Annotated in this window: 25 protein-coding genes and 1 riboswitch; of the genes, 19 read left to right on the top strand and 6 right to left on the bottom strand. The window is 70.4% G+C overall.

Features of this window, described 5'->3' with window-relative positions:
- Window positions 1-35: 35 nt before the first annotated feature.
- From EFL26_RS04520 to EFL26_RS04485, 8 genes are all read left to right on the top strand, one after another.
- Entirely contained in the window at window positions 36-947 is a 912-nt protein-coding gene (locus EFL26_RS04520; protein WP_123221670.1) for an MBL fold metallo-hydrolase, read from the top strand.
- A gap of 25 nt (window positions 948-972) precedes the next feature.
- Window positions 973-1,872: an alpha/beta hydrolase gene (locus tag EFL26_RS04515; RefSeq protein ID WP_123221669.1), complete on the top strand. Its 900-nt coding sequence runs from the start codon at window positions 973-975 to the stop codon at window positions 1,870-1,872.
- 90 nt (window positions 1,873-1,962) lie between these two features.
- Window positions 1,963-2,403 (top strand): tautomerase family protein, encoded by a 441-nt coding sequence (locus EFL26_RS04510; protein ID WP_123221668.1) that lies wholly within the window; start codon window positions 1,963-1,965, stop codon window positions 2,401-2,403.
- A 71-nt stretch (window positions 2,404-2,474) separates the two neighbouring features.
- Window positions 2,475-3,287, top strand: a complete 813-nt coding sequence (locus EFL26_RS04505; RefSeq protein WP_123221667.1) for an enoyl-CoA hydratase-related protein — start codon at window positions 2,475-2,477, stop codon at window positions 3,285-3,287.
- Between the two features lie 78 nt (window positions 3,288-3,365).
- Window positions 3,366-4,583, top strand: a complete 1,218-nt coding sequence (locus EFL26_RS04500; RefSeq protein WP_123221666.1) for an acetyl-CoA C-acetyltransferase — start codon at window positions 3,366-3,368, stop codon at window positions 4,581-4,583.
- Window positions 4,580-5,335, top strand: a complete 756-nt coding sequence (locus EFL26_RS04495; RefSeq protein WP_123221665.1) for an SDR family oxidoreductase — start codon at window positions 4,580-4,582, stop codon at window positions 5,333-5,335. The genes EFL26_RS04500 and EFL26_RS04495 overlap by 4 nt, the downstream gene beginning before the upstream one ends.
- Before the next feature lie 41 nt (window positions 5,336-5,376).
- Window positions 5,377-6,507, top strand: coding sequence for an acyl-CoA dehydrogenase family protein (locus EFL26_RS04490; protein ID WP_246000006.1), 1,131 nt, complete (start codon window positions 5,377-5,379; stop codon window positions 6,505-6,507).
- Window positions 6,504-7,577 carry an acyl-CoA dehydrogenase family protein gene (locus EFL26_RS04485; RefSeq protein ID WP_123221663.1) on the top strand — a complete coding sequence of 358 codons (1,074 nt, stop codon included), beginning with the start codon at window positions 6,504-6,506 and terminating at the stop codon, window positions 7,575-7,577. The genes EFL26_RS04490 and EFL26_RS04485 overlap by 4 nt, the downstream gene beginning before the upstream one ends.
- Window positions 7,578-7,587: 10 nt before the next feature.
- Here EFL26_RS04485 and EFL26_RS04480 read toward each other — a convergent pair whose 3' ends face one another.
- Entirely contained in the window at window positions 7,588-8,439 is an 852-nt protein-coding gene (locus EFL26_RS04480) for a hypothetical protein (RefSeq protein WP_123221662.1), read from the bottom strand.
- A 129-nt stretch (window positions 8,440-8,568) separates the two neighbouring features.
- The gene (locus tag EFL26_RS04475) at window positions 8,569-9,447 is read right to left on the bottom strand and encodes an alpha/beta fold hydrolase (protein ID WP_123221661.1); all 879 of its coding nucleotides are present in this window, start codon (window positions 9,445-9,447) and stop codon (window positions 8,569-8,571) included.
- 61 nt (window positions 9,448-9,508) lie between these two features.
- On the opposite strand from EFL26_RS04475, the gene EFL26_RS04470 reads away from it, so the two are divergent.
- Together EFL26_RS04470 and EFL26_RS04465 are read left to right on the top strand one after the other, a co-directional pair.
- Window positions 9,509-10,021 carry a winged helix-turn-helix transcriptional regulator gene (locus EFL26_RS04470; RefSeq protein WP_123221660.1) on the top strand — a complete coding sequence of 171 codons (513 nt, stop codon included), beginning with the start codon at window positions 9,509-9,511 and terminating at the stop codon, window positions 10,019-10,021.
- 403 nt (window positions 10,022-10,424) lie between these two features.
- Window positions 10,425-12,761 carry an ATP-binding protein gene (locus tag EFL26_RS04465; protein WP_123221659.1) on the top strand — a complete coding sequence of 779 codons (2,337 nt, stop codon included), beginning with the start codon at window positions 10,425-10,427 and terminating at the stop codon, window positions 12,759-12,761.
- 42 nt (window positions 12,762-12,803) lie between these two features.
- Here the strand turns inward: EFL26_RS04465 and EFL26_RS04460 are convergent, their stop codons facing one another.
- Window positions 12,804-12,998 carry a hypothetical protein gene (locus EFL26_RS04460; RefSeq protein WP_123221658.1) on the bottom strand — a complete coding sequence of 65 codons (195 nt, stop codon included), beginning with the start codon at window positions 12,996-12,998 and terminating at the stop codon, window positions 12,804-12,806.
- Complete coding sequence (locus EFL26_RS04455) at window positions 12,995-13,495, bottom strand: DUF5994 family protein (protein WP_148046627.1); 501 nt, start codon at window positions 13,493-13,495, stop codon at window positions 12,995-12,997. Before EFL26_RS04455 ends, EFL26_RS04460 begins: the two co-directional genes overlap by 4 nt.
- 242 nt (window positions 13,496-13,737) lie before the next feature.
- On the opposite strand from EFL26_RS04455, the gene EFL26_RS04450 reads away from it, so the two are divergent.
- Window positions 13,738-13,917 carry a hypothetical protein gene (locus EFL26_RS04450; RefSeq protein WP_123221656.1) on the top strand — a complete coding sequence of 60 codons (180 nt, stop codon included), beginning with the start codon at window positions 13,738-13,740 and terminating at the stop codon, window positions 13,915-13,917.
- 19 nt (window positions 13,918-13,936) lie between these two features.
- On the top strand, window positions 13,937-14,383 hold the full coding sequence (locus EFL26_RS04445) for a PaaI family thioesterase (RefSeq protein ID WP_123221655.1): 447 nt from the start codon (window positions 13,937-13,939) through the stop codon (window positions 14,381-14,383).
- Window positions 14,384-14,393: 10 nt separating this feature from the next.
- Here EFL26_RS04445 and EFL26_RS04440 read toward each other — a convergent pair whose 3' ends face one another.
- Both EFL26_RS04440 and EFL26_RS04435 read right to left on the bottom strand, forming a co-directional pair.
- Entirely contained in the window at window positions 14,394-15,434 is a 1,041-nt protein-coding gene (locus tag EFL26_RS04440; protein WP_246000005.1) for a LacI family DNA-binding transcriptional regulator, read from the bottom strand.
- A 10-nt stretch (window positions 15,435-15,444) separates the two neighbouring features.
- Window positions 15,445-15,690 carry a hypothetical protein gene (locus EFL26_RS04435; protein WP_123221653.1) on the bottom strand — a complete coding sequence of 82 codons (246 nt, stop codon included), beginning with the start codon at window positions 15,688-15,690 and terminating at the stop codon, window positions 15,445-15,447.
- Between the two features lie 237 nt (window positions 15,691-15,927).
- Here EFL26_RS04435 and EFL26_RS04430 point away from each other — a divergent pair, with 237 nt between their 5' ends.
- The 7 genes from EFL26_RS04430 to EFL26_RS24620 form a co-directional block, all read left to right on the top strand.
- Complete coding sequence (locus EFL26_RS04430) at window positions 15,928-16,446, top strand: LPXTG cell wall anchor domain-containing protein (RefSeq protein WP_183408022.1); 519 nt, start codon at window positions 15,928-15,930, stop codon at window positions 16,444-16,446.
- A gap of 57 nt (window positions 16,447-16,503) precedes the next feature.
- The gene (locus EFL26_RS04425; RefSeq protein ID WP_123221651.1) at window positions 16,504-17,307 is read left to right on the top strand and encodes an SDR family oxidoreductase; all 804 of its coding nucleotides are present in this window, start codon (window positions 16,504-16,506) and stop codon (window positions 17,305-17,307) included.
- Window positions 17,304-18,410, top strand: a complete 1,107-nt coding sequence (locus tag EFL26_RS04420) for an NAD(P)H-dependent amine dehydrogenase family protein (protein ID WP_123221650.1) — start codon at window positions 17,304-17,306, stop codon at window positions 18,408-18,410. Before EFL26_RS04425 ends, EFL26_RS04420 begins: the two co-directional genes overlap by 4 nt.
- Before the next feature lie 10 nt (window positions 18,411-18,420).
- On the top strand, window positions 18,421-19,488 hold the full coding sequence (locus tag EFL26_RS04415) for an MBL fold metallo-hydrolase (RefSeq protein WP_123221649.1): 1,068 nt from the start codon (window positions 18,421-18,423) through the stop codon (window positions 19,486-19,488).
- Between the two features lie 23 nt (window positions 19,489-19,511).
- A riboswitch (TPP riboswitch) is annotated at window positions 19,512-19,627 on the top strand.
- Window positions 19,625-20,704 carry a thiamine ABC transporter substrate-binding protein gene (locus EFL26_RS04410; RefSeq protein WP_123221648.1) on the top strand — a complete coding sequence of 360 codons (1,080 nt, stop codon included), beginning with the start codon at window positions 19,625-19,627 and terminating at the stop codon, window positions 20,702-20,704. It overlaps the preceding riboswitch by 3 nt.
- A gap of 13 nt (window positions 20,705-20,717) precedes the next feature.
- Complete coding sequence (locus tag EFL26_RS04405) at window positions 20,718-22,352, top strand: ABC transporter permease (protein WP_123221647.1); 1,635 nt, start codon at window positions 20,718-20,720, stop codon at window positions 22,350-22,352.
- 2 nt (window positions 22,353-22,354) lie between these two features.
- The coding region (locus tag EFL26_RS24620; RefSeq protein WP_123221720.1) for an ATP-binding cassette domain-containing protein at window positions 22,355-22,697 on the top strand (343 nt) is incomplete at its 3' end.

Here is a 22,697-nt window from a genome sequence, read left to right as displayed (position 1 = left end):
TTTCACCGCCCACACATCCAACCTGGAGGTACGTCGTGGATACCGACATCCGCCCGCCGGCCGCAGCCGCCCCGTCGATCCGAGCCACCGTGTACGTCGGTCGCTGGCCCGCGATTCCCGCGGGGGACTGGCCTGACGTTCCCAGTGGGACGTTCTCGCCGACCACCGCGACCCTCGTCACCGGTCCGACCGAAGCCGTCCTCATCGACGCGCAGTACCTCAAGGACGATGTCCGGGACCTGGGGGACCTGATCGAGCGCACCGGGAAGCGGCTCACCACCATCTACGTGACCCACGCCCACGCCGACCACTACCTGGGCATCGGTCCCCTCATGGAGCGGTTCCCGGACGCGAAGTGCGTCGCGCTGCCTCACGTCGTCGAGGCGATGAAGGAATCCATGGAGCTCCAGCGTCAGCAGTGGGGAATGCTGTTCGGCGACGCCTGCGTCGTCAGTGATGCGCTCCCCGACCCGAGCGACGACGACACGCTCTACGTCGACGGTTCGCCTCTTCACATCATCGAGGTGAAGCAGGCCGACATCCATCCCACCACGATCGTGCACATCCCCGAGATCGATGTCGTCGTGGCCGGTGACTCCGTCTACAACGAGATCCACCCGATGCTCGGTCTGTCCACGCCCGACGAGTGGCAGGACTGGCTCGAGACGGTGGACCTGGTGGAGAAGCTGGCGCCCAAGGTGATCGTCGCCGGCCACCGCAGGCCTGACGGCGACGACCACGCCGTCGACTCCATGATCGCCGAGACACGGGCATACCTCCACGACTTCGCGGCTGCCTACGAGGACGCGGCCGATGCAGAGGACCTGGTCCGCATCATGACGGCGAAGTACCCGGGCCACGGAAATCTCTGGACCTTGCAGTTCTCGGCCATGAGTGCGATCCAGCTGCGCGACACGGGTTCGACCGCCGCCGACATGCAGCCCTGACCACCCCCTCGTGAAAGGAACGGCCATGCCTCGTGTGGATGTTGAATTCCCAGCGGACGACGTGACCTTGCGCGGGTGGTTCTACCCCGCGGAAGGAGTGGTTTCTCCGGCCCCGGTGGTCGTGATGGTGCACGGGTTGACAGCGGTCAAGGAAATGCACCTCGACGACTACGCCGAGTGCTTCTCCCGAGCCGGACTGAACGTGTTGGCCTATGACCACCGGAACTTCGGCGCGAGCGACGGTGCTCCGCGCCAGGACATCGATCCGATCACCCAGGCTCGCGACCTTCGCCACGCCATCACGTATGTGACGGGGCGCGAGGACGTCGACCCTGACCGTGTCGGCATCTGGGGGTCGAGCCACGGCGGCGGCCTGGTGCTCAGCGTGGCTGCCGTCGACCATCGGGTACGAGCGGTGGTCGCCCAGGTGCCCTTCATCAGCGGATCGGGCCAGATCACGCGGCTCGTTCGTCCCGACTTCCTGCCCATGATGCGTGCCAACCTCGACGGCGAGCGACGCAACCTCTACCACGGTGGGGAGCCCACTCTGATGCCGGCCGTCGACGCCGATCCGATGGGTTCTGCGCTGATGGCCAGCACCGAGGCCTGGGAGTTCTTCACCAAGGCGGCGCAGGACAGGGCTCCCTCCTGGCGCAACGAGGTGACCGTCCGCTCGCTCGAGCGGATCGCCGAGTTCGAGCCCGGTGACGGGATCCATCGCATCTCACCGTCTCCGTTGCTGATGATCGTGGCTGACCAGGACATCAGTGCGTACGCAGAGCTCGCGTTCGAGGCCTACGAACGGGCCCGTGCGCCCAAGGAGCTGGTCGTGCTGCGGTGTGGCCACTTCGACGTGTACACCGGGGCCGCGTTCGAGGCGTCGTCGAAGGCTGCGTGCGAGCACTTCGTGCGCGCCCTTGCCTAGGAGCTCTGGTGTCCGGCCAGGGCCGCTCTGCGAGATCAGTCGCCATCACCGTTCATTCCCCGATCCAGCAATCAGTTTGGAGGAACCGCAATGCCGTACTGGGAGATCTTCACCCCCGAGAACGCCTTCACCGAGGAGGACAAGGAGCAGCTGTCTGAGGCGATCACCTCGATCTACGTCGACTACGTCAACCTGCCTCGGTTCTACGTGGTCGTCCTGTTCAAGGACATGCCGCAGAACACGATGTACGTCGGGGGCAAGGCGAACAACAACTTCATCAGGATCCGACTCGACCACATCGCCCGGCAGATGGAGACCGCAGAGGTTCGCGCTCTGATGATGACGGTGGCCGAGGAGAAGCTCGCGCCGTTCATCAAGGAGCGCGGCTACGACTGGGAGATCCACATCGACGAGACCCCGATGGACCTCTGGCGCACGCAGGGTCTCGTGCCGCCCCCCGCGGAGTCGGAGATGGAGAAGCTGTGGGCCAAGGAGAACCGGCCCATCCCGTACGAGGTCGCTGCCTCGTGACCGAGCACCCCGGGGCACGGCGTCGCCGTGCCCCGGGGAACCAGCAAGAACTGACGAGAGAGGGGCTCGACATGACCGGGACCGCAGCACCGCCCCGGGCTGATGTCGTCCTCGCGGAGCGCCGGGGCAGTGTCCTGGTCCTCACCCTGAACCGCCCCGACCGGCTCAATGCCTGGAATGACGCCGTGGAGCAGAGGTACTTCGAGCTGCTTGACCACGCCGAGTCGGATCCGGACGTACGCGCGGTCGTGGTGACCGGAGCCGGCCGCGGTTTCTGCGCCGGCGCTGACCTGGACGACCTCCAAGAGCTCGCAGGCAGCCGAGACCTCACCCGGCTGGCACGACGTGACCCGCCCCGCCACCGTCCGTTGCTGTTCCGCAAACCGCTGGTCGCAGCGATCAACGGCGCAGCCGCGGGTCTCGGCCTCGTCGAGGCGTTGTACTGCGACGTCCGCTTCTCCGTCCCCAAGGCGAAGTTCACTGCAGCCTTCTCCCGCCGTGGCCTGGTCGGCGAGTACGGCGTCGCCTGGTTGCTGCCCCGGCTGGTGGGTAGGAGCCGCGCCCTGGACATCCTGCTCTCCTCACGCGTCATCCTCGGTGAGGAGGCTCTTCAACTGGGGCTGGTCGATCGGGTCGTCGCGCCCGAGGCGCTGCTCGACGCGGCTGTCGCCTACGCCGGAGAGCTGGCCGACCTCTGCTCTCCGGCCTCCATGCGGACGATCAAGAGCCAGCTGCTGCAGTCCCAGGACAGCACCTTCGCCGAGGCGGTCCGCGACGCCGATCGGCTCATGCTCGACGCATTCAGCTCCCCGGACTTCCGCGAGGGGCTCGACAGCCATCTCGAGGGTCGGTCGCCGGCTTTCCCCGGCCTGGCCCTCTCCTGACACCCCCGACGTGAGCGCCCCGCTCGGGGACGCCCACAAAAGAACGAACCTGCAAACGCTCACCCACCTGGAGGACCCATGCCCGAAGCAGTCATCGTCTCCGCCGCCCGCTCGCCGATCGGGCGTGCCGGGAAGGGCTCGCTGAAGGAGATCCGACCCGACGAGCTGGCGACGCAGATGGTCCGGACCGCGCTCGCCGGGGTTCCCGGGCTGGACCCCGCGGAGATCACCGACCTGATCCTCGGCACCGGAAACCCCGCGGGTGAAGGCGGCAACAACCTGGGGCGTGCGGTCGCCGTGTTGAGCGGGATGGACCACGTGCCCGGTGTCACCGTGAACCGCTACTGCTCGAGCAGCCTGCAGACCACGCGCATGGCCTTCCACGCGATCAAGGCAGGGGAGGGCCACGCGTTCATCTCCGCGGGCGTCGAGACCGTGAGCCGATACTTCAACGGCTGGTCGGACAATCCCGAGGGCCAGAACCCGGCCTTCGTCGACGCGCAGGCGTTGACCGACAAGCGCGCGGGCGGCGGGGCGGACACCTGGGTCGACCCCCGCACCTCGGGCGCGCTGCCGGACCTCTACATCGCGATGGGCCAGACCGCCGAGAACGTCGTGCAGGTGCTGGGCATGTCGCGGCACGAGCAGGACGAGTTCGCGGTGCGCAGCCAGAACCTCGCGTGCCAGCGGATCGAGGAGGGCTTCTGGGCCCGCGAGATCACTCCGGTCACCCTGCCGGACGGCACCGTCGTCTCGACCGACGACGGCCCGCGCCCCGGCACGACGCTCGAGGGAGTCAGTCAGCTGAAGCCGGTGTTCCGTCCCGATGGCACCGTCACCGCGGGCAACGCATGCCCGCTGAACGACGGCGCTGCCGCCCTCGTCGTGATGAGCGACGTGCGCGCCAAGGAGCTCGGCCTCACCCCGCTCGCCCGCATCGTGTCGACCGCGGTGACGGGCCTCTCCCCGGAGATCATGGGCCTCGGCCCGGTCGAGGCAATCCCGGCCGCGCTGCGTCACGCCGGCTTGAGCCTCGACGACATCGACCTGTTCGAGATCAACGAGGCCTTCGCCGTGCAGTCGCTCGGCTCGGCCCAGCGGCTCGGCATTCCGCTCGAGAAGGTGAACGTGAACGGCGGTGCGATCGCGATCGGCCACCCGTACGGCATGACCGGCGCGCGGATCACCACCACCCTGATCAACTCGCTGCAGTGGCACGACAAGCAGTTCGCCGTCGAGTCGATGTGCGTCGGCGGCGGCATGGGCATGGCGATGGTGCTGGAACGTCTCGCATGAGCCGCTTCACGGGGAAGACCGCGATCGTCACCGGAGCCAGCCGCGGCATCGGGCTGGGCATCGCCGAGCGCCTGGTCGCCGACGGTGCTCGGGTGGTGGTCACCGCGCGCAACAAGGAGGCACTGGACGAGGCGGTCGAGTTCCTGGGTGGCCCGGCGCACGCGCTCGGAGTGGACGGCAAGGCCGACGACACCGACCATCAGGACGACACGATCCGTCATGCCCTCGAGGCGTTCGGCAGCATCGACTTCCTGGTCAACAACACCGGCATCAACCCGACGTACGGCCCGATGGTCGAGCTCGACCTCGAGGCGGCGCGCAAGGTTCTCGAAGTGAACTGCCTGGCCTCCCTGTCCTGGGTGCAGAAGGTCCATCGCGCGTGGATGAAGGAGCATGGCGGCGCGGTCGTCAACGTCTCCTCGGTCACCAGCGTTCGGCCGGCGCCGAACATAGGCTGGTACGGCGCCACCAAGGCGATGCTCAACTCCATCACCGAGCTGCTCGCCGTCGAGCTCGGCCCCGACATCCGCGTGAACGGCGTCGCGCCGGCCGTGGTGAAGACCACGTTCGCCACTGCCTTGTACGAAGGGCGCGAGGACCTTGTCAGCCGGGCCTACCCGCTCAAGCGGCTCGGCGTCCCGGAGGACATTGGCAGCGTGGTCGCGTTCCTGCTCTCCGACGACGCCGGCTGGATGACCGGCCAGACTCTCGTCGTCGACGGCGGCGTCACCCTTGCGGGTGGCGTCGAGTGAGCACGGCGCCGTTGCAGAGGAAGGTCGAAGAGTTCCTCGCCGTGCACGACCCTTCGACGACCGATCGCCTGGAGTTCCTTCGCGCTCGGTACGACGAAGGGCTGGCCTGGGTGCACTACCCGGTCGGTCGTGGCGGCCTCGGTCTGGCGCAGGAGCTGCAGTCGGAGGTGGAGAGGCTGTTCGTCGAGGCGGGTGCCCCCGACAACAAGCCGGGGCACAACGTCATCGGGCTCGGCATGGCGGCCCCGACGATCCTGGAGTTCGGAACCGAGGAGCAGAAGAACCGGTTCCTGCGGCCGCTGTGGACCGGCGAGGAGATCTGGTGCCAGCTCTTCAGTGAACCGGGCGCCGGCTCCGACCTCGCCAATGTCTCGACCCGTGCACGGCGCGACGGCGACGAATGGGTGGTGAGCGGGCAGAAGGTGTGGACCTCCGGCGCGCAGAACGCCCGGTTCGCGATCCTGCTCGCGCGTACCGACCCGGACGAGCCCAAGCATCTCGGGCTGACCTACTTCCTGTGCGACATGACCGATCCGGGCGTCGAGGTACGCCCGCTGCGACAGATCACCGGCGAGGCCGAGTTCAACGAGGTCTTCCTGACCGATGTTCGCATCCCCGGCAGCCAACGGCTGGGTGAGGTCGGCCAAGGCTGGAAGGTCGCGAACGCGACGCTCAACAACGAGCGCATCTCCATCGGCAAGGGTGCGGACCGTGAGGGCGGCATGATCGGCGTCGTGGCGCAGACCTGGCGCAGGCGTCCGGAGCTGCACACGCCTGAGCTGCACGATCGGCTGCTGCGGTTGTGGGTCGAGGCCGAGGTCTCCAGGCTGACCGGCGCCCGACTGCGGCAGAAGCTCGCCCACGGTCAGCCCGGTCCCGAAGGGTCGGCGATGAAGTTGAGCTTCGCCCGGATCGCGCAGGAGCTCTCGGGTCTGGAGCTCGAGCTGCTGGGTGAGCAGGGGCTGCACTACTCGGACTGGACGCTCGTCCGGCCCGACCACGTCGACTTCACCGGCCGCGACGCCGGCTATCGCTACTTGCGCGCCAAGGGCAACTCCATCGAGGGCGGCACGTCGGAGATCCTCCGCAACATCGTGGCCGAGCGCGTGCTCGGGCTGCCCGGCGAACACCGCGTCGACAAGGACCTTCCGTGGAAGGAGATCGCGAAGTGAGCGAGCTCGACCTGCTCTACACGGAGATCGAGGAGGACCTGCGATCAAGCGTGCGTGACCTGCTCGCCGACCGGTGCGAGCTCGACGCCGTGACGAGGATCTACGACGGAGACCGGTCCCTGGTGGACGGGCTCTGGAAGTCACTGGTGGACATCGGTCTCGCCGGGCTGCTGGTGCCCGAGGACCGAGGCGGCCAGGGCGCGTCGGCTCGCGAGGCTGCGGTCGTGCTCGAGGAGCTGGGGCGTACGGCGGCGCCGGTGCCCTTTCTCACCAGCTCGGTCATCGCGACCACCGCGCTGCTCGACAGCGACACGGCCTTGCTGGAGCAGCTGGCGACGGGCGAGCGGGTGGCCGCCCTCGCGGTGCCGTGGTCGGCCGCGCCGGACGCGCAACTCCCTGCAGTGCGACTCGAAGGGGATCGGCTCACCGGCACGGTCACGAGCGTCGCCGGCGCGATCGAGGCAGACGTGCTCCTGGTCGCGACCGGCTCCGGTCTGTACGCGGTCGATGTGTCCGCGGTGACGGTGAAGCCGCTGGTCTGTCTCGACATGACCCGCCAGCTCGCCGATGTGACCCTCGACGGCGCCACGGGGGCCCTGGTGCTCGTCGACGCAGAGCCCGCCGTACGCCGGGCGCTCGACGCGGGCGCCGCGCTGATGGCCTCCGAGCAGCTCGGTCTTTCCCGCTGGTGCCTCGAGACCACGGTGGCCTACCTCCAGGTGCGCAAGCAGTTCGGCCGGGTGCTGGGAGGTTTCCAAGCCCTCAAGCATCGGCTCGCCGACCTGTACACAGGCGTGGAGTCGGGTGCAGCCGCCGCACGCCACGCCGCTGCGACCTCGGCCGAGGGCGACCCGGATGCGACGGTGGCGGCGTCGATCGCCCAGGCGTACCTCAGTGACCTCGCGGTGCGGGCCGCCGAGGAGGCCGTGCAGCTCCATGGCGGCATCGGCATGACCTGGGAGCACCCCGCGCACCTGTACCTCAAGCGCGCGAAGTCCGACCAGATCGCGCTCGGCACGCCGGGCCGGCACCGCGTCCGCCTGGGCGCGCTGGTCGATCTCCGGCCGTGACCGCGCGGGCCTACGCAGGCACCAGGCGACGAGCCATTCGGGCGAGCCGGGAGGGCGCGGGATCCCAGACGTCGGGTTCGTCATCACCCCACGCGTAGCGCGGCGACCCGTCGGCGATCAGTCGGTTGAGCTCCGGAACACCGAGGGCTTCCGCTGACCAGCCGTACAGCTGCTCTGCCCGGGGCAGGATGATGCCGACGTCCAGCAGGTGACCGATGCTGTGCTCGGCCTCGACGTACCGCGTCAGGTCCCCGGTGAGCGGATACCGGTCCGGGAGCACGCGCGACAGCGACAGAAAGATGGCGGTCATGCCCAGTCGCGGATCACCGAGCGGCCGACTCGCCGATGCCAGCCCGCCGAGCGCGAGCCGGGGTGCGGCGACCATCGCGTGCGCGAAGAGCACCCGAACGAGCACGAGATTGATGAAGAACCGCTCGATGAGGCCTTCCTCCCGCGCGAGGTCCTCATGGGCGAGGTACGCCGTCACGATGGTCGTGTTGTGGGCGCGGTACCACGACCTCGCCGAGGGCGCGCCGATGAACTCCAGCCCCGCGGCTGCACCCGGGGTTCGGGGCTCCCCGGGCAGACCGAAGGCCAGCGCCGACGCTTCGCTGGTGTCGAGCAGCAGCGACTCGTTCAACGTGCGCCACCATCGGCTGCCCGGTTCTGAATGTGTCTCCGGGTTCAGAAGCCCACGCCTCAGCTGCCAACGCATGAAGGCCGTTGCCGCGCGCCGGTAGGGGAGGTACCCGCGGTCGACCCCGACTGGCACCTGGTACAGCCGGCGCAACAGATCCAGCCGCGCCCGTGGGTCGCCGCGGACCTGCGCGACCTGTTCGTCGGCGTACGCCGCAGCCGTCATCCGCGCCACAGGGCAGATTCTGGCAGGGGATCTTGGCCGGCCGGACTGTCGAGCCGGAACGACCTGCGGCGGGGCTCTGGTGTCAGGTCGGGACCTCGAGCTCACGGCAGCGAGCGCCTTCCACGTGTCTCACGCCAGCGAGTTCAACAGGTCGGCCGGAACGTCCGGCCGTTCCAGGGCGATGAAGTGGCCGGCTCCGGCGACCTCGGTGAAATCGGCAGACGGGAGCAGCGTGCGGTTCGCCTCGCGGTCTGAGCGACGGGACCAGTCCTTCTCCCCGTAGACGAGGTGGATCGGTGCGCTCACCTCGGTGTACCGGGCACGGGCTGCGATGAGGCTGGGCAGGTTCTGGTACACCCCGCGAGCGACCGTCGGGTAGCCGGGTCGGCGGCCGACCTCGAGCAGTTCGTCCACGTAGTCGGGGCGGAGCGCGGTCTTGTCGCCGAGACCGCCGCGGAGCACGGCGCTCACGACCGGCTTGGGCTGCACGGCCGCGATCTGCCGACCTACTCCGGGAGCGAGCACGCCCGTGACGACGAGTCGAGCCAGGAGGCCGGACCTGGCGATCCCGCCGGCGTAGTCGTAGGTGTTGATCGCGACGACGCGTCGTACGCGGTCGGGAAGATCGGCCGCCGCGGTGAGGGCAAGGACGGCACCCATCGACTCGCCCACCACAGTCACGTCGCGCAGGTCGAGGCCGGTGATGAGGTCCTCGACGGCGGCGCGCATGGCGGGCTCCTCGTAGGAGGCGCCGGGAACGATCTCCGAGTAGCCCATCCCCGGAAGGTCCAGGGCGTAGACGGTGTAGCGGTCCTCGACGAGCGGGATGAGGTGGCGGAAGTGCTCGGCCTGGGTGCGGACGGTGTGCAGCAGCACCAGTGGGGCGCCCTTCCCGCCGGTGAGGTAGCGAAGGCGACCTTGCGGCACTCCGTTGCTCGACTGGCGTGGCTCGAGGAACTCGCTCCGGGTTCGCGGGATCGTGAGCGTCGGCTGGCTTTTGATTTCCATAGTCAGAGACACTAGAGGACTGGCTATGGAAAACGCAAGCCAGACTCCGTACTGTGGAGGCATGGCTGTGAAACTGCAAGGTCCGCTTGCCAGTCGCGGTGACATCGCGCTGGGGGATCAATGTCCGATCGAACGCACGCTTCAGCTGGTGGGTAACCGGACGGCGCTGCTCCTGCTCCGCGAGGCGTTCTACGGCGCGACCCGCTTTGACCAGCTCTGGAAGCGGGTCGGCGTCACGGAAGCGGTCGCTGCGCAGCGGCTCCGCGAGCTCGTTGCTGCGGGGGTGCTCGAGAAGCAGCCCTACCGAGAGCCCGGCCAGCGGACCCGATCCGAGTACGTCCTCACGCGGGCCGGACACGATCTGGGACCGGTGGTCCTCGGGTTGGTGCAGTGGGGGGCAACCCACACGGCGGGCCCGGGAGCGACGATGACCCACGACGGCTGTGGCGCGGACGTGCGCGCCGTCGTGCGTTGTGCGGCCGGCCATGACGTCGACGAGTCCGACGTCGTCATCACAGGGGGTCGGGCGGGGGCGGCCTTCAACGCGTCGAACCGGCGAGGACGGGGGGATTGAGAGGGCTCCGGTGAAACTCCGGTGAAACGCTCCGTCCTAGTCGGTTCTCGCCGGTCGTCGTCGGTCACTTCGCGAACTGTCTGAAGTGCGTAACAGCAGGTCAGCAGGCCCTTCGCGCGCCGATCAGCTCGCAGGTGCGGGTCGGTACTCGTCATGAAGAGGTCGTCGGTTCGATTCCGACAGGCGGCTCCATGCGGAAGCCCAGGTCAACGCCAGTAGGCGCACACGACCTGGGCTTTCCCCATCGTGATGATGCGAAACAGGCGGCAGTCGACGCACCGTGGATTCAACGAACGGCGGGCGCAGCGGGTCGTAGACTCGACGGACGACGGATGGACGACGTGATGGCGCGGCGGTCCGGAGCGCTCGGCAGCTGTCTCGGCGGACGATGACAGGATCCGGTATGGGCAAACCGGTGAGGGCAGGGCGAGGCGCGCTCCCGGCGGAGCTGACCAGCTTCGTCGGGCGACGGCGCGAGCTGGCCGAGACCCGCCGTCTCCTGGCCGCGGGTCGGATGGTCACGTTGACGGGCTTCGGTGGCGTCGGCAAGACCCGGCTGGCGCTCCACATCGCGGCCGAGGTCAGACGCACGTTCCCCGACGGCGTCTGGTTCGTCGACCTCACTGCACTCCAGGATCCCGAGCTGGTGGCGAGCACGATCGCCAACACCCTGGAGCTTCGCGAAGCGTCCGCCAATCCCGCTGCGGATCTGGCCGCCTACCTCGAGGATCAGCACCTCCTGCTGGTCCTGGACAACTGCGAGCACCTCGCCGACGCCTGCGCGATCCTCGCCAGCAAGCTGCTCGCCGCCGCTCCCGAGCTCAAGATCCTGGCCACGAGTCGGCACGTCCTCGGCGTCGAGGGCGAGCAGATCCTCTCGGTGCCTCCGCTGTCCACGCCGGACGACGAGGTCCAGGCCGGGGACGCCACCCACTACGACGCGGTCAAGCTGTTGCTCGACCGGGCCTCGGCGGTGTCGCCCGACTTCGAGATCGCCGACGCCAACCGGGCAGCGGTGGTGGAGCTGTGCCGGCGGCTCGACGGCGTGCCGCTCGCGATCGAGCTCGCTGCGGTGTGGTTGCGGACGCTCTCGCTGGCCCAGATCCTGGAGCGGCTCGAGGACCGCTTCCGGCTGCTCAGCAGCGCCAAGCGGGGCTCCTCGGGCCGGCAGCGGGCGCTGGACGCGACGGTGGCCTGGAGCTACGACCTGTGCTCGCCGGCCGAGCAGCTGATGTGGGCGCGGCTGTCGGTCTTCTCGGCAGGGTTCGACCTCGAGGGCGCCGAGCAGGTCTGCGACGGTGACGGCGTCACCCGTGACGACGTGCTGAACCTGGTCGCGAACCTGGTCAACAAGTCGATCGTGACCCGTCAACAGGCGACTGCCGGCACGACGGCGTGGTACCAGATGCTCGAGACGGTCCGTCAGTACGGCGCGGAGCAGCTCGGCGGTCCCGAGGAGGTGCAGCGCCTCCGGACGCGGCACCGCGAGCACTACCGTTCGTTGGCGGCCCAGTTCGAGGCCGAGGGCTTCGGGCCGCACCAGGCCGACTGGTTCATCCGGCTGCGGCGTGAGCACGGCAACCTGCGCGCCGCTCTGGAGTTCTGCCTCGAGGACGCCGGGAGCGCGGCGGTCGCCTTCGACATCGCCGCTCCCCTGTGGAACTTCTGGTTCGCCGGGTTCCTCCGCGAGGGGGACCGCTACCTGGTCCGTGCCCTCGAGCTGGCCCGCGAGCCGACCCATGCCCGTGCCCGCGCACTGTGGGCGGCCAGCTACCTGGCCCTGTTCGCCAGCGATCTCGAGAGATCCGCCCGGACCCTGGCGGAGTGCGAAGACATCGTCGCCGGGCTCGACGACGACCTCCTCCGCGCGCGGATCAAGGAGTGCCGCGGCCACGCGACCTTCTACCGCGGCGACATGGCCGAGGCGGTCGCCCTTCTCGAGGAGGCACTCGCTGATCACCGTGCGATCGGCAACGCGCTCGGCGAGTTCAACACGCTGATCCTGCTCTCCGCGGCCGGACACTTCCTCGGCGACCCCAGAGTCGTGGAGTTCAGCCAGCAGGCGCTCGAGATCGCCGAGAGCCACGGCGCGCAGTCGTCGCGCGGCTACGCCCTGTGGAGCGTCGGCATCGCGCGGTACGGGGAAGGCGACTACGGTCGCGCCACCACCGCACTCCGGGAGTCGATCGAGCAGTTCGTTCCCCTGCACGACCTCACCGGCATCAGCTTCGGCGTGCAGGCGCTCTCCTGGTGCAGCGCGTTCACCTCACCGGACGCGCGCAGCGCGCGGCTGCTCGGTGGATCCCGGGCGGCCTGGCGCACGAGCGGCGCCAAGGTCGGCACCACCAACGCGCGCAGCGCCGTCGACGCCCGCGCGGCGGAGGTCGTCCGCGGCGCGATCGGTCCCGAGCTGTACGCCGAGGCGTTCGCGCAGGGTGCGTCGTACTCCTTCGATCAGGTCGTGGCGCTCGCGCTCGGACGCGACACCGACGCGGACACCCCGGAACCGGCCGCCACGCGTGCCCCCACACCCCCCGCCGGGACGCCCGGCGGCCTGACGAGGCGTGAGCGAGAGATCGCCCTGCTGCTTGCCGAGGGGCTGACCAACCGGGAGATCGCCAGCCGCCTGGTGATCTCGCAGCGAACGGCCGAGACCCACGTCGACCACATCCTCGCCAAGCTCGGCCTCACCTCGCGCCAGCGGGTGGCGAGCTGGGTCGCTGAGAACCTGGCTCGCTGACCAACCCATCGACCGGCGCGGCGCGACGTTGGCCTACAAGGCTCAGTAGCGCGTCTGGCGGACGACCGTGCCTTCGCGGTCGAGGACCATGTGCTCGACGCGGCGCTGCTGTGCCATGGCTCGCCCCTTGGTCTCGGCCTCGACGTCGGTGTCCCGGTAGTTGGCGACCGTGTAGCTGCCGACGACGCGGTTGTACCAGCGAGTCCCGTCGAAGCCGGTCACGATGCTCCCGCTCATGTCTGGTCCTGAGAGCCGGAGGCGACGGTCCACAGCTCGGCGGGGTCGGCGTCGTGCTGGTTGGTGACCTCGAGCAGGAGGTCGGTGGCCGCGTGCCGGTTGCCGGAGGTGCTGCCCGCGAGGAGTGCCTCCTCGCCCTGGGCGGCGGTGAACTCCGGCGGCACCACGAGCAGCGTCAGCCGGGTCCGGTCGCTGAGCTGGACGATCAGCACGTGGGTGTCGTCGGCGGGGAAGGACCCGAGCTTGATCGACCGCGAACCGGCCGTGATCTTGCGCGGTGTCGTGTCCCAGTCGGGCCGCGAGTAGAGGGCCCGGCTGATCCGCGGCTGGGTGGCGGGGAAGTGCTGGACCAGGTCCGACACCTCCGCGTCGAGGTCCCGGCTGTACGGCCACCACGCGCCGTCGAGCCGGTCCTGGCCGGGGCTGGCGCCGATCCGCAGGCGGAGCGGTCCGCGGTGCTCGGGGGTCGGATGTGAGGTGATCTGCGGCGCGGTCATGGCGTCCGCCTCTCGACCGGCCATCGATGTCGAGCTGACACAAACTGCACAGGTCCTTGCTTGCCACGGTACGCCGGTCCAGTCGCCCGCCCTAATCGAGCGCTGGCCCCTCGCCGGCCATCCGGACGCTACTCATGGCTCCGACGGGCTATGGATCCGGTGGGTCCGGTGCGGCACCCTGAGCAGACACGGCGGTCATGCAGAAGGCCGCCGTCCTCCCAGCACGACAGGAGGCACGGGCCGTGCCCAGACGCCTCGCCTACCGCCCCACCACCCTCCCGATCTGGATCGCGTTCGGGCTCGCGCTCCTGCTGCTCGCGATCGCCCTCGCCCTGGCGTGGTGGCGGATCGGGAACTACGACGGCGCCGTTGCACGCGGTGAGTCGGTGCCCACGGTCGTGGCGGTGACACACGCGCGCTGAGGGGTGACATCGTCTGCCGATGAGCGAGCCGAGCGACGACACCGACGCGCCGCGTCACCTGCCCCGTGACCCGCATGCGGAGGGCCCGACGCCCGGACCGTTCTCGGCGCTCCTCGGCTTCCGGTACGTCGGCGTCGACGACACGGAGGCCGTGGTCGAGGCGGACCCGGGCCCCGAGCACTGCAACGGCGGGGGCATCGTGCACGGCGGCTTCCTCGCGTCGCTGCTCGACACCACCACCGGCTGGGCGGTCCACGCCCGCGTGCCGCAAGGCGCCGCCGCGCCACACGTGCACCTCAGCGTGCAGTACGTGCGTGCCGCCGTGCCCGGTCCGACGCTGGTGTGCCGCGGTCGCTGCGTCATGGTCGGCGGCCGGATCGGCTCGACCGAGGCCGAGATCACCCAGGGTGGGGCGGTGGTCGCCCGGGCCGTCGGCACGCACGCGGTCCTGAGGCCGCCGCGCTGACGCCGATCGCTCAGGCGCGCGGTGCTGCCGTGCTGTCGCGCACGACGAGGGTGGCCGGCAGCAGCTGTGACTCCGCGGCCCCGCCGACGAGCAGGTCGGCGAGCATCCCGGCGGCCAGGTGGCCCTTCGCGGTGATGTCCTGGCGCACCGTCGTCAGGGGCGGGCGGTTCGCAGCCGCGAGCGGGCTGTCGTCGTAGCCGACCACCGAGAGGTCGCCCGGCACCGTACGGCCCAGCTCCTCGGCGGCGAGCACGACCCCGTGCGCGAACACGTCGGAGAAGCACAGCACCGCGGTGACGTCGGAGGTCTCGAGCAGGGTGCGCGCGACGCCCTGCGCCACGCCGCGCGGCTCGTACGGCGCGAGTGCGACCACCGGCTCCACGCCGGCGTCCGCGAGCGTCTCGCTCCAGCCGGCCATCCGCTGGCGCGACGGGAAGCTGTCGGAGTGGTGCAGCGTGCCGTCCTCGCCGCGCAGGCCCAGGCCGAGGATCCCGATGTCGCGATGACCCAGCTCCAGGAGGTGCTGGGCCGCGAGGCGGGCGCCACCCCGGTCGTCGACCCGTACGCCGGGCACGGAGTCGCCGAGGTCCTGGTCGACCGCCACGACCGGCAACCCGCGCCGGCTCAGCCACTCCACGCCCGCCGAGCGGGGTTCGCACGTGTAGACCAGGGCGCCGTCGATGGCCACGTCGCGGGCCGGCACGAAGGCCTCGTCCTTGGGGGGCGTCAGCACCGTCAGGGCCAGGCCGCGTCGGGCCAGCTCGTCGGCGACCGAGGCGACGAACTCCGCGGACACCTGGTCCTCGAACGCCTCGCTCAGCGCGCCGTTCAGCAGCATCCCGACCGACCCGACCCGGCCGCGCGCGAGGGCGCGGGCCGCGGGGTCGGGGCCGACGTACCCGAGCTCGTCGGCGGCCGCGAGGATCCGCTCCCGGAGCTGGGCCGAGAGCTGGTCGGGGCGGGAGAACGCGTTGGAGACCGTCATCCTGCTGACGCCGACCCTGTCCGCGATCGACTGCAGCGTGACCTTCCCCAACAGGACCTCCCTCATGGACGCCGCCTCACCGGCAGACAGCGGACGGCTCGACCCGTCCACCCAGCCTACGGTCGGGGCGGGGGGCCCGCTCCGGGGCGGGCTCGAGGGCGGCGGCGACCCGCCGCAGCGACGCCGCCGCGCGGGCCCGGAGGCCTGCGCCGACGACGCGCCGGATCCGCGGCGCGACGACGGGCGCGTCGGGGCGGGCGCTGAGCATCTCCAGCCGGGCGGCCCCGAGGGCGAGGTGGCTGGCGGGGTAGTGGTCGTGCATGGTCTGCTCCTTTCGGCTTTACCGGTAAAGTACGCGCCGCTTCTTTACCGGTCAAGTCCTTTTCCGGGCCGACCCCGTCGCCGTCCGCCGCAGTCACCCGCTCCGCGCCGCCGGGTCGGCCGGATGCCGCAGTTCCGTCCCGCCGTTGTGCGTAACGACGCCCCTCGCGGCTCGTTGACCTTGCAGCGGGCGCCTCGGGAGGGACGCGCCCAAACGGGCAGGAACTGGGGAACGCACATGAAGAAGCTGGCAGTCCTTTGCATCGCAGCGCTGGGGGCCGCGCTCCTCGTCCTGGGCACCGCGCCGTCCGCGTCGGCGTATCCGGACCTCACCTGCTCGGTCTCGGTGGATCGTCAAGTGGTCGACCCCGGCGACCGGTTCACCGCCACGGGCATGGCCTCGGGCGTCGACGCGAAGAACCACTCCCTGCCGTCCTCGGCGTTCGCGTGGACCTTCGAGTGGAACGGCGTGGTGAAGCACCGCACCGGCGCCGTCGCCTCCGCGTCGTTCACCGCGCCCCAGGTCAGGCACTCCCGCACGATCACGCTGACGGCGCGCAACAGCTCGCCCGTGGGCGACTGCGTGCGGCACATCGACGTCACCGTGCGGGCCACCTCGGTCTCCGCTCCCACTGGGGGCGGGGGCCCGCACATGCCGAACACCGGCGGGCCGGCGTTCTGGCTGCTGGTCGCGGGCATCGTCCTGCTCCTCGGCGGTGGCGGCACCGTGGTGGCGTCCCGCCGGCGCAACGGCTGACCCCGGCACCGAACTGGGGACTTACGCCAAAAACTAGAACCGGTTACAGTTTCGCCCATGATTCTTGACCGGTTCAAAGTCGACGGCCAGGTTGCCGTCATCACAGGCGCAGGCAGGGGCATCGGGGCCGGTTCTGCGGTGGCTCTCGCCGAGGCCGGCGCCGACGTCGTGATCTCCGCGCGCCACGCCGACCAGCTCGCGGGGGTGAAGGAGCGGGTCGAGGCCACCGGCCGGCGGGCGCACATCGTCCCGGCCGACCTGATGGACCTCGAGGCCGCCGCCGGACTGGCGCAGGCCGCCTTCGACGAGTTCGGGCGGCTGGACATCGTCGTGAACAACGTCGGCGGCACGATCCCCAACGCGTTCCTCGACACCGACCCGGCGTACCTGGAGGAGGCGTTCCACTTCAACGTGAGCACCGCCCACGCCCTCACCCGGGCCGCTGTCCCGCTGATGCTCAAGGGCGAGGGGCCGGGCGGCTCGGTCGTGAACATCTCGTCGGTGATGGGCCGGGTCTCCGGACGCGGCTACCTGGCCTACGGCACCGCGAAGGCAGCGCTCGCGCACTGGACCCGGCTGGCGTCGAAGGACCTCGCTCCGCTGATCCGGGTGAACGCGATCGGGGTCGGCTCGGTGATGACCAGTGCCCTCGAGTTCGTCGCCAGCGACGAGGCGGTGATGAGGGAGATGGCGGAGAAGACGACCATGCAGCGCGTCGGCGAGGTCGAGGACATCGCTGCCGCCGTCGTCTACCTGGCCAGCCCGGCCAGCGCCTACCTCACCGGCAAGGTGATCGAGGCCGACGGCGGCCTGGACATCCCCAACCTGGACCTGCGACTGCCCGACCTGGACGCGCAGTGAGCGCCCCCGCGGCGACGAAGCGGGTCGTCGCCTGGTCGACGGGCACGGTCGGCCGGCACGCGATCGCGGGCATCGACGCCCGCCCCGACCTGGAGCTGGTCGGCCTGTGGGTCTCCAACCCCGACAAGGTCGGTCAGGACGCCGGTCGGCTGGCCGGCCTCGACCGCGACCTCGGCGTGCTCGCCACGAACGACCGGGACGCGCTGTTCGCGCTGGAGCCCGACGCGATCGTGCACACGGCGATGACCGACGACCGGATCTTCGACGCGCTCGAGGACCTCTGCGTGATGGTCGAGCACGGCATCAACGTGGTCTCCAGCGGTCCCGTCCTGCTGACCTTCCCCGAGGGCCTCGGCATGGACTCCTACGTCGACCGGATCAACCGCGCCGGCGAGGCGAACGGGGCCAGCCTGCACGTCAACGGCATCGACCCCGGCTTCGCCAACGACGTGCTGCCGCTGGCGATGACCAGCCTGTCCCAGCGGATCGACCTGGTCCGGGTCAGCGAGATCGCCGACTACTCGACGTACTACCAGCCGGTGGTGATGCGCGACATCTACGGCTTCGGCAAGCCGATGGAGCACGTCGCGATGCTCTGGCAGCCCGGCATCCTGACCACCGCCTGGGGCCCGGTCGTGCGGCACATCGCGGCCGGCCTCGACGTCGAGCTCGACCCCGAGCTCGAGGAGGTCGTCGAGCGGGTGCCGTCCGAGGTCGACCTGAGCACAGCCAGCGTCGACATCGCGGCCGGCACGATGGGCGCGGTGCGCTTCCAGGTGGTCGGCAAGGTCGACGGGGTGCCGCGGGTGATCCTCGACCACGTCACGCGCACGTCGGTCGACCAGATGCCGGAGTGGCCCCAGCCGCCCCAGGGTGGCGGCTGCTACCGCGTCGAGATCGAGGGCGAGCCGATGATGGTCGTCGACTTCGTCCACCACGGCGAGGACGGCGACCACAACGTCTCCGGCATGGTCACCACCGCGATGCGGCTGGTCAACGCCGTGCACGCAGTGTGCGACGCGCCGGGCGGCCTGGTGCTGGCGAAGGACCTGCCCCTGGTCACCGGCCGCGGGCTCGTGCGCCCCCGCGTCGGCGCACTGTGATGATGACTGCATGAGCCAGGACCCCGGGGCGACCGCGACCAGGATCAGCGCCGACTCCGGACTCGTCTGGACGGAGTCCGGCGCCTGGACGGTCGCGCCGGGCGTCGTCCGGATTCCCCTGCCGCTGCCGATGGACGGGCTGCGGGCGGTCAACGTCTACGTGATGGAGACCGACGACGGACTCGTGCTCGTCGACGGGGGCTGGGCGATCCCGGAGTCGCGGTCGCTGTTCGAGTCCTCGATGAAGGAGGCCGGCTACGCGCTCTCCGACATCCGCTCCTTCCTGGTCACCCACATGCACCGCGACCACTACACGCAGGCGTACGTCGTCGGGCGCGAGGTCGGCGCCCAGGTCAGCCTGGGCATCGGCGACAGGGGCTCCATGGACCTGATGTACGACGAGACGGTGCGGAGCGATCCGAACCTCGACCGGCTCCGGCTCGCCGGGGCGATCGAGCTCGCCGAGGGCTGGCGGGCGATGATGCCCAAGTCCGAGCGACCGTCCCTCGACACCTACGGCATGCCCGACGTCTGGCTCGACCGCGACCTGACCCTCGACCTGGGGAACCGACGGGTCGACGCGGTGGCGACACCGGGCCACACGCAGGGCCACTACGTCTTCGCCGACACGGGCAACGGCCTGCTCTTCGCGGGCGACCACGTGCTGCCCACGATCACGCCGTCGATCGGCTTCGAGCCCAAGTGGGTCGAGCAGCCGCTGCGCGACTTCCTCGACTCGCTGGCGAAGGTCCGGGCACTGCCCGACCTGCGGCTGCTGCCCGCGCACGGACCGGTGACCGCGAGCTCGCACGCCCGCATCGACGAGCTGCTCGCCCACCACGACCACCGGCTCACGATCTGCCTGGAGGCCGTGCAGGGCGGTGCCCGCACGGCCTGGGAGGTCGCCGGCGAGATCCCGTGGACCCGGCACGAGCGCCGCCGCGAGGAGCTCGGTCCGTTCGACGCGGTGCTCGCGGCGTTCGAGACCCTGGCCCACCTCGAGCTGCTGCACCTCCAGGGCCGGCTCGCGCGCACCGGCGGCGAGGACGGTCCACGGGAGTACGCGCCGATCGCCTGACCCGGCCCGTGGGCTAGATTGAGTCCACACGACAGGGGAGCCCGAGGCAGCGATGCCGTGGGCTGAGAGTGCGGAACAGCCGCAGACCCTTGAACCTGCTCCGGTTAGCACCGGCGAAGGAAGTCGAAGGAGAGTCATGCGTACGTCTCGCTTGAAACAAGGCAGCATCGCCGTGCTTGCCGTGCTCGCGCTGGGTGCCGCCGCTGCCGGCTGCGGCAGCAGCGGCACGACCAGCGACAAGACCGGCAGCGACAAGGCCGGCAAGACCGTCGTCATCGCCACCCACGACTCCTGGGCGATGTCGAAGGAGGTGCTCGCGGAGTTCACCAAGCAGACCGGGATCACCGTGAAGACGCAGCAGCACGGCGACGCCGGCGAGCTGACCAACAAGCTGGTGCTCACCAAGGACCACCCGCTGGCCGACGGGGTCTTCGGCATCGACAACACCTTCGCGAGCCGCGCGATCGACGAGGGCGTGCTCGCGAAGTACGACGCCGACCAGCCGGCTTCCGTGGCGAAGTTCGCGCTCCCGGGGAACGACGCGCACTACCTGACGCCGATCGACTACGGCGACGTCTGCGTGAACATCGACGACACCTGGTTCGCGAAGAAGAAGGTCGCCCCGCCCAAGACGTTCGCGGACCTCACCGACCCGGCGTACAAGAACCTGCTGGTCACCCCGGGGGCCACGACGTCCTCACCCGGTCTGGCCTTCCTGGTCGCCACCATCGGTCGCAACGGCGACGGCTGGAAGGACTACTGGAAGAAGCTCGTGGCCAACGGCGTGAAGATCGACGCCGGCTGGGAGGACGCCTACACCGTCGACTTCACCGCCGGCGGGGGCAAGGGCGACCGCCCGATCGTGGTCTCCTACTCGTCCTCGCCGCCGTTCACGGTGCCCAAGGGCAGCGACCAGCCCACCACGAGTGCGCTGCTCGACACCTGCTTCCGCCAGGTCGAGTACGCCGGGGTGCTGAAGGGCGCGTCGAACCCGAAGGGCGCGCAGGAGTTCATCGACTTCATGCTGCACAAGGACTTCCAGGCCGCGCTGCCGGAGAACATGTACGTCTACCCGGTCGACGCGACCGTCGCCCTGCCCGCGGACTGGGCGAAGTGGGCGCCGACCTCGCCCGACCCGGTGCAGGTCTCGGCGGCCGACATCACCTCGCACCGGACCGAGTGGCTGCGCGACTGGCGCGACGTCACCAGTCGATGACGCCCGCACGCCGATGACCTTCCGGGCACGGATCGGGATCGCGGCGCTGGCCGCGGTCCCGATCGCCGTGCTCGTGCTCTTCTTCCTCTACCCGGTCAGCGGCATGGTGGGGCGCGGGCTCTGGCCCGACGGGAAGTTCCAGCCGGGGGCCGTGCTGTCCGTGCTCGCCCGCGATCGCGTGCACCGCGTGCTCTGGTTCACCGTGTGGTCGGCCGGAGCGGCGACCGTCCTCTCGGTCGTGCTGGGGGTGCCGGTGGCGTTCGTGCTGCACCGCCTGCGCTTCCCCGGCATCGGCCTGCTGCGCAGCCTGGTCGTCCTGCCGTTCGTGTTGCCGACCGTGGTCGTCGGGGTCGCCTTCCGGCACCTGATCGCGCCGTCCGGTCCGCTCGGTGGCCTGCACCTCGACGGCACCGCGGTCGCGATCGTCGCTGCCCTGGTGTTCTTCAACGTCAGCGTCGTCGTCCGCACGGTCGGGGCCTTCTGGGAAGGCCTGGACCCCCGCGCCGAGGAGGCCGCGGCCACGCTCGGCGCCGGTCCGTTCCGGGTCTTCACCACCGTGACGCTCCCGGGCCTGCTGCCGGGCATCGTCTCGGCGGCCACGGTCGTGTTCCTCTTCTGCTCCACCGCGTTCGGGGTCGTGCTGACCATGGGCGGGCTGCGCTACGCCAACGTCGAGACCGAGATCTACCTGCTCACCACCCAGGAGCTCGACCTGTCGGGAGCCGCGGCGCTGTCGCTGCTCCAGCTGGTCGTGATCGTGGTGCTGCTGGCCTTCTCTGCGCGCACCCGGCGAGCCCCCGCGGTCGCGCGCGCGACCGTGCGGGCACGTCGCCCGCGCGGCCGCGACGCCGGGCTGCTGCTCTGGACCGGCGCCGTGGTGGCGTTCCTGCTCGCGCCCCTGGCCTCCCTGGTGCTCGCCTCGGTGCACGGATCCGCGGGCTGGAGCCTGGATCACTACCGCGCCCTCGAGACCACCGGTCAGGGCAACGCGCTGCTCGTGCCCGTCACCACCGCTCTCTGGACCTCCCTGCGCATCGCGGTCGTCGCGGCCGCGCTGGCGCTCGTGCTCGGGTGCGCCGTCGCGTTCCTGGTCTCGCGGCGCTGGCGCACACCCGTGGGTCGGCGGCTGAGCGCGACCTTCGACGGCGCCTTCATGCTCCCGCTGGGGGTGTCCGCGGTGACGCTGGGCTTCGGCTTCCTGATCACGCTCGACCACCCGCCCCTCGACCTGCGCGCCTCGCCGATGCTGGTGCCGATCGCGCAGGCGATGGTGGCCCTGCCGCTGGTGGTGCGCACGGTCGCGCCGGTGCTGCTCTCGATCGACGAGCGCCAGAGGGAGGCCGCCGCGTCGCTCGGTGCCGGGCCGCTGCGGGTGCTGCTGGCCGTGGACCTGCCCGTGGCCTGGCGGGCCCTGCTGGCGGCGACCGGCTTCGCGTTCGCCGTGTCCCTCGGCGAGTTCGGGGCGACCAGCTTCCTCGCCCGTGACGACAACCCGACGCTGCCGGTGGTGATCTACCAGCTGATCAGCCATCCCGGTGAGGTCAACTTCGCGATGGCGATGGCCGCCTCGGTCGTCCTGGCCGGCGCGACCGCCGTGGTGATGCTGCTCGTCGAGCGGCTGCGGATCGGGTCCGTGGGAGCCTTCTGACCATGCCCGGCTCCGGACTCGAGGTGCGCGACGTCACCGTGCGGTTCGACGACGTCGCGGCCGTCGACTCGGTCGACCTCACGGTGCCGGCCGGCTCGGTCACGGCCGTGCTCGGTCCGTCCGGGTCGGGCAAGTCGACGCTGCTCCGGGCGATCGCGGGGCTCGAGCGTCCGGCGACCGGCTCGATCCGGTACGACGGCCGCGACCTCGCCCGCGTCCCGACCCACCGGCGCGGCTTCGCGCTGATGTTCCAGGACGGGCAGCTGTTCAGCCACCAGAGCGTCGCCGGCAACGTCGGGTACTCCCTGCGGCTGCGGCGCGGGTGGTTTCGGCAGGCTCAACCAA

Source organism: Nocardioides pocheonensis, from assembly GCF_003725535.1.
In the GTDB taxonomy this organism is placed as follows: Bacteria; Actinomycetota; Actinomycetes; order Propionibacteriales; family Nocardioidaceae; genus Marmoricola; species Marmoricola pocheonensis.
This window is presented reverse-complemented; position numbering and strand designations above follow the sequence as displayed.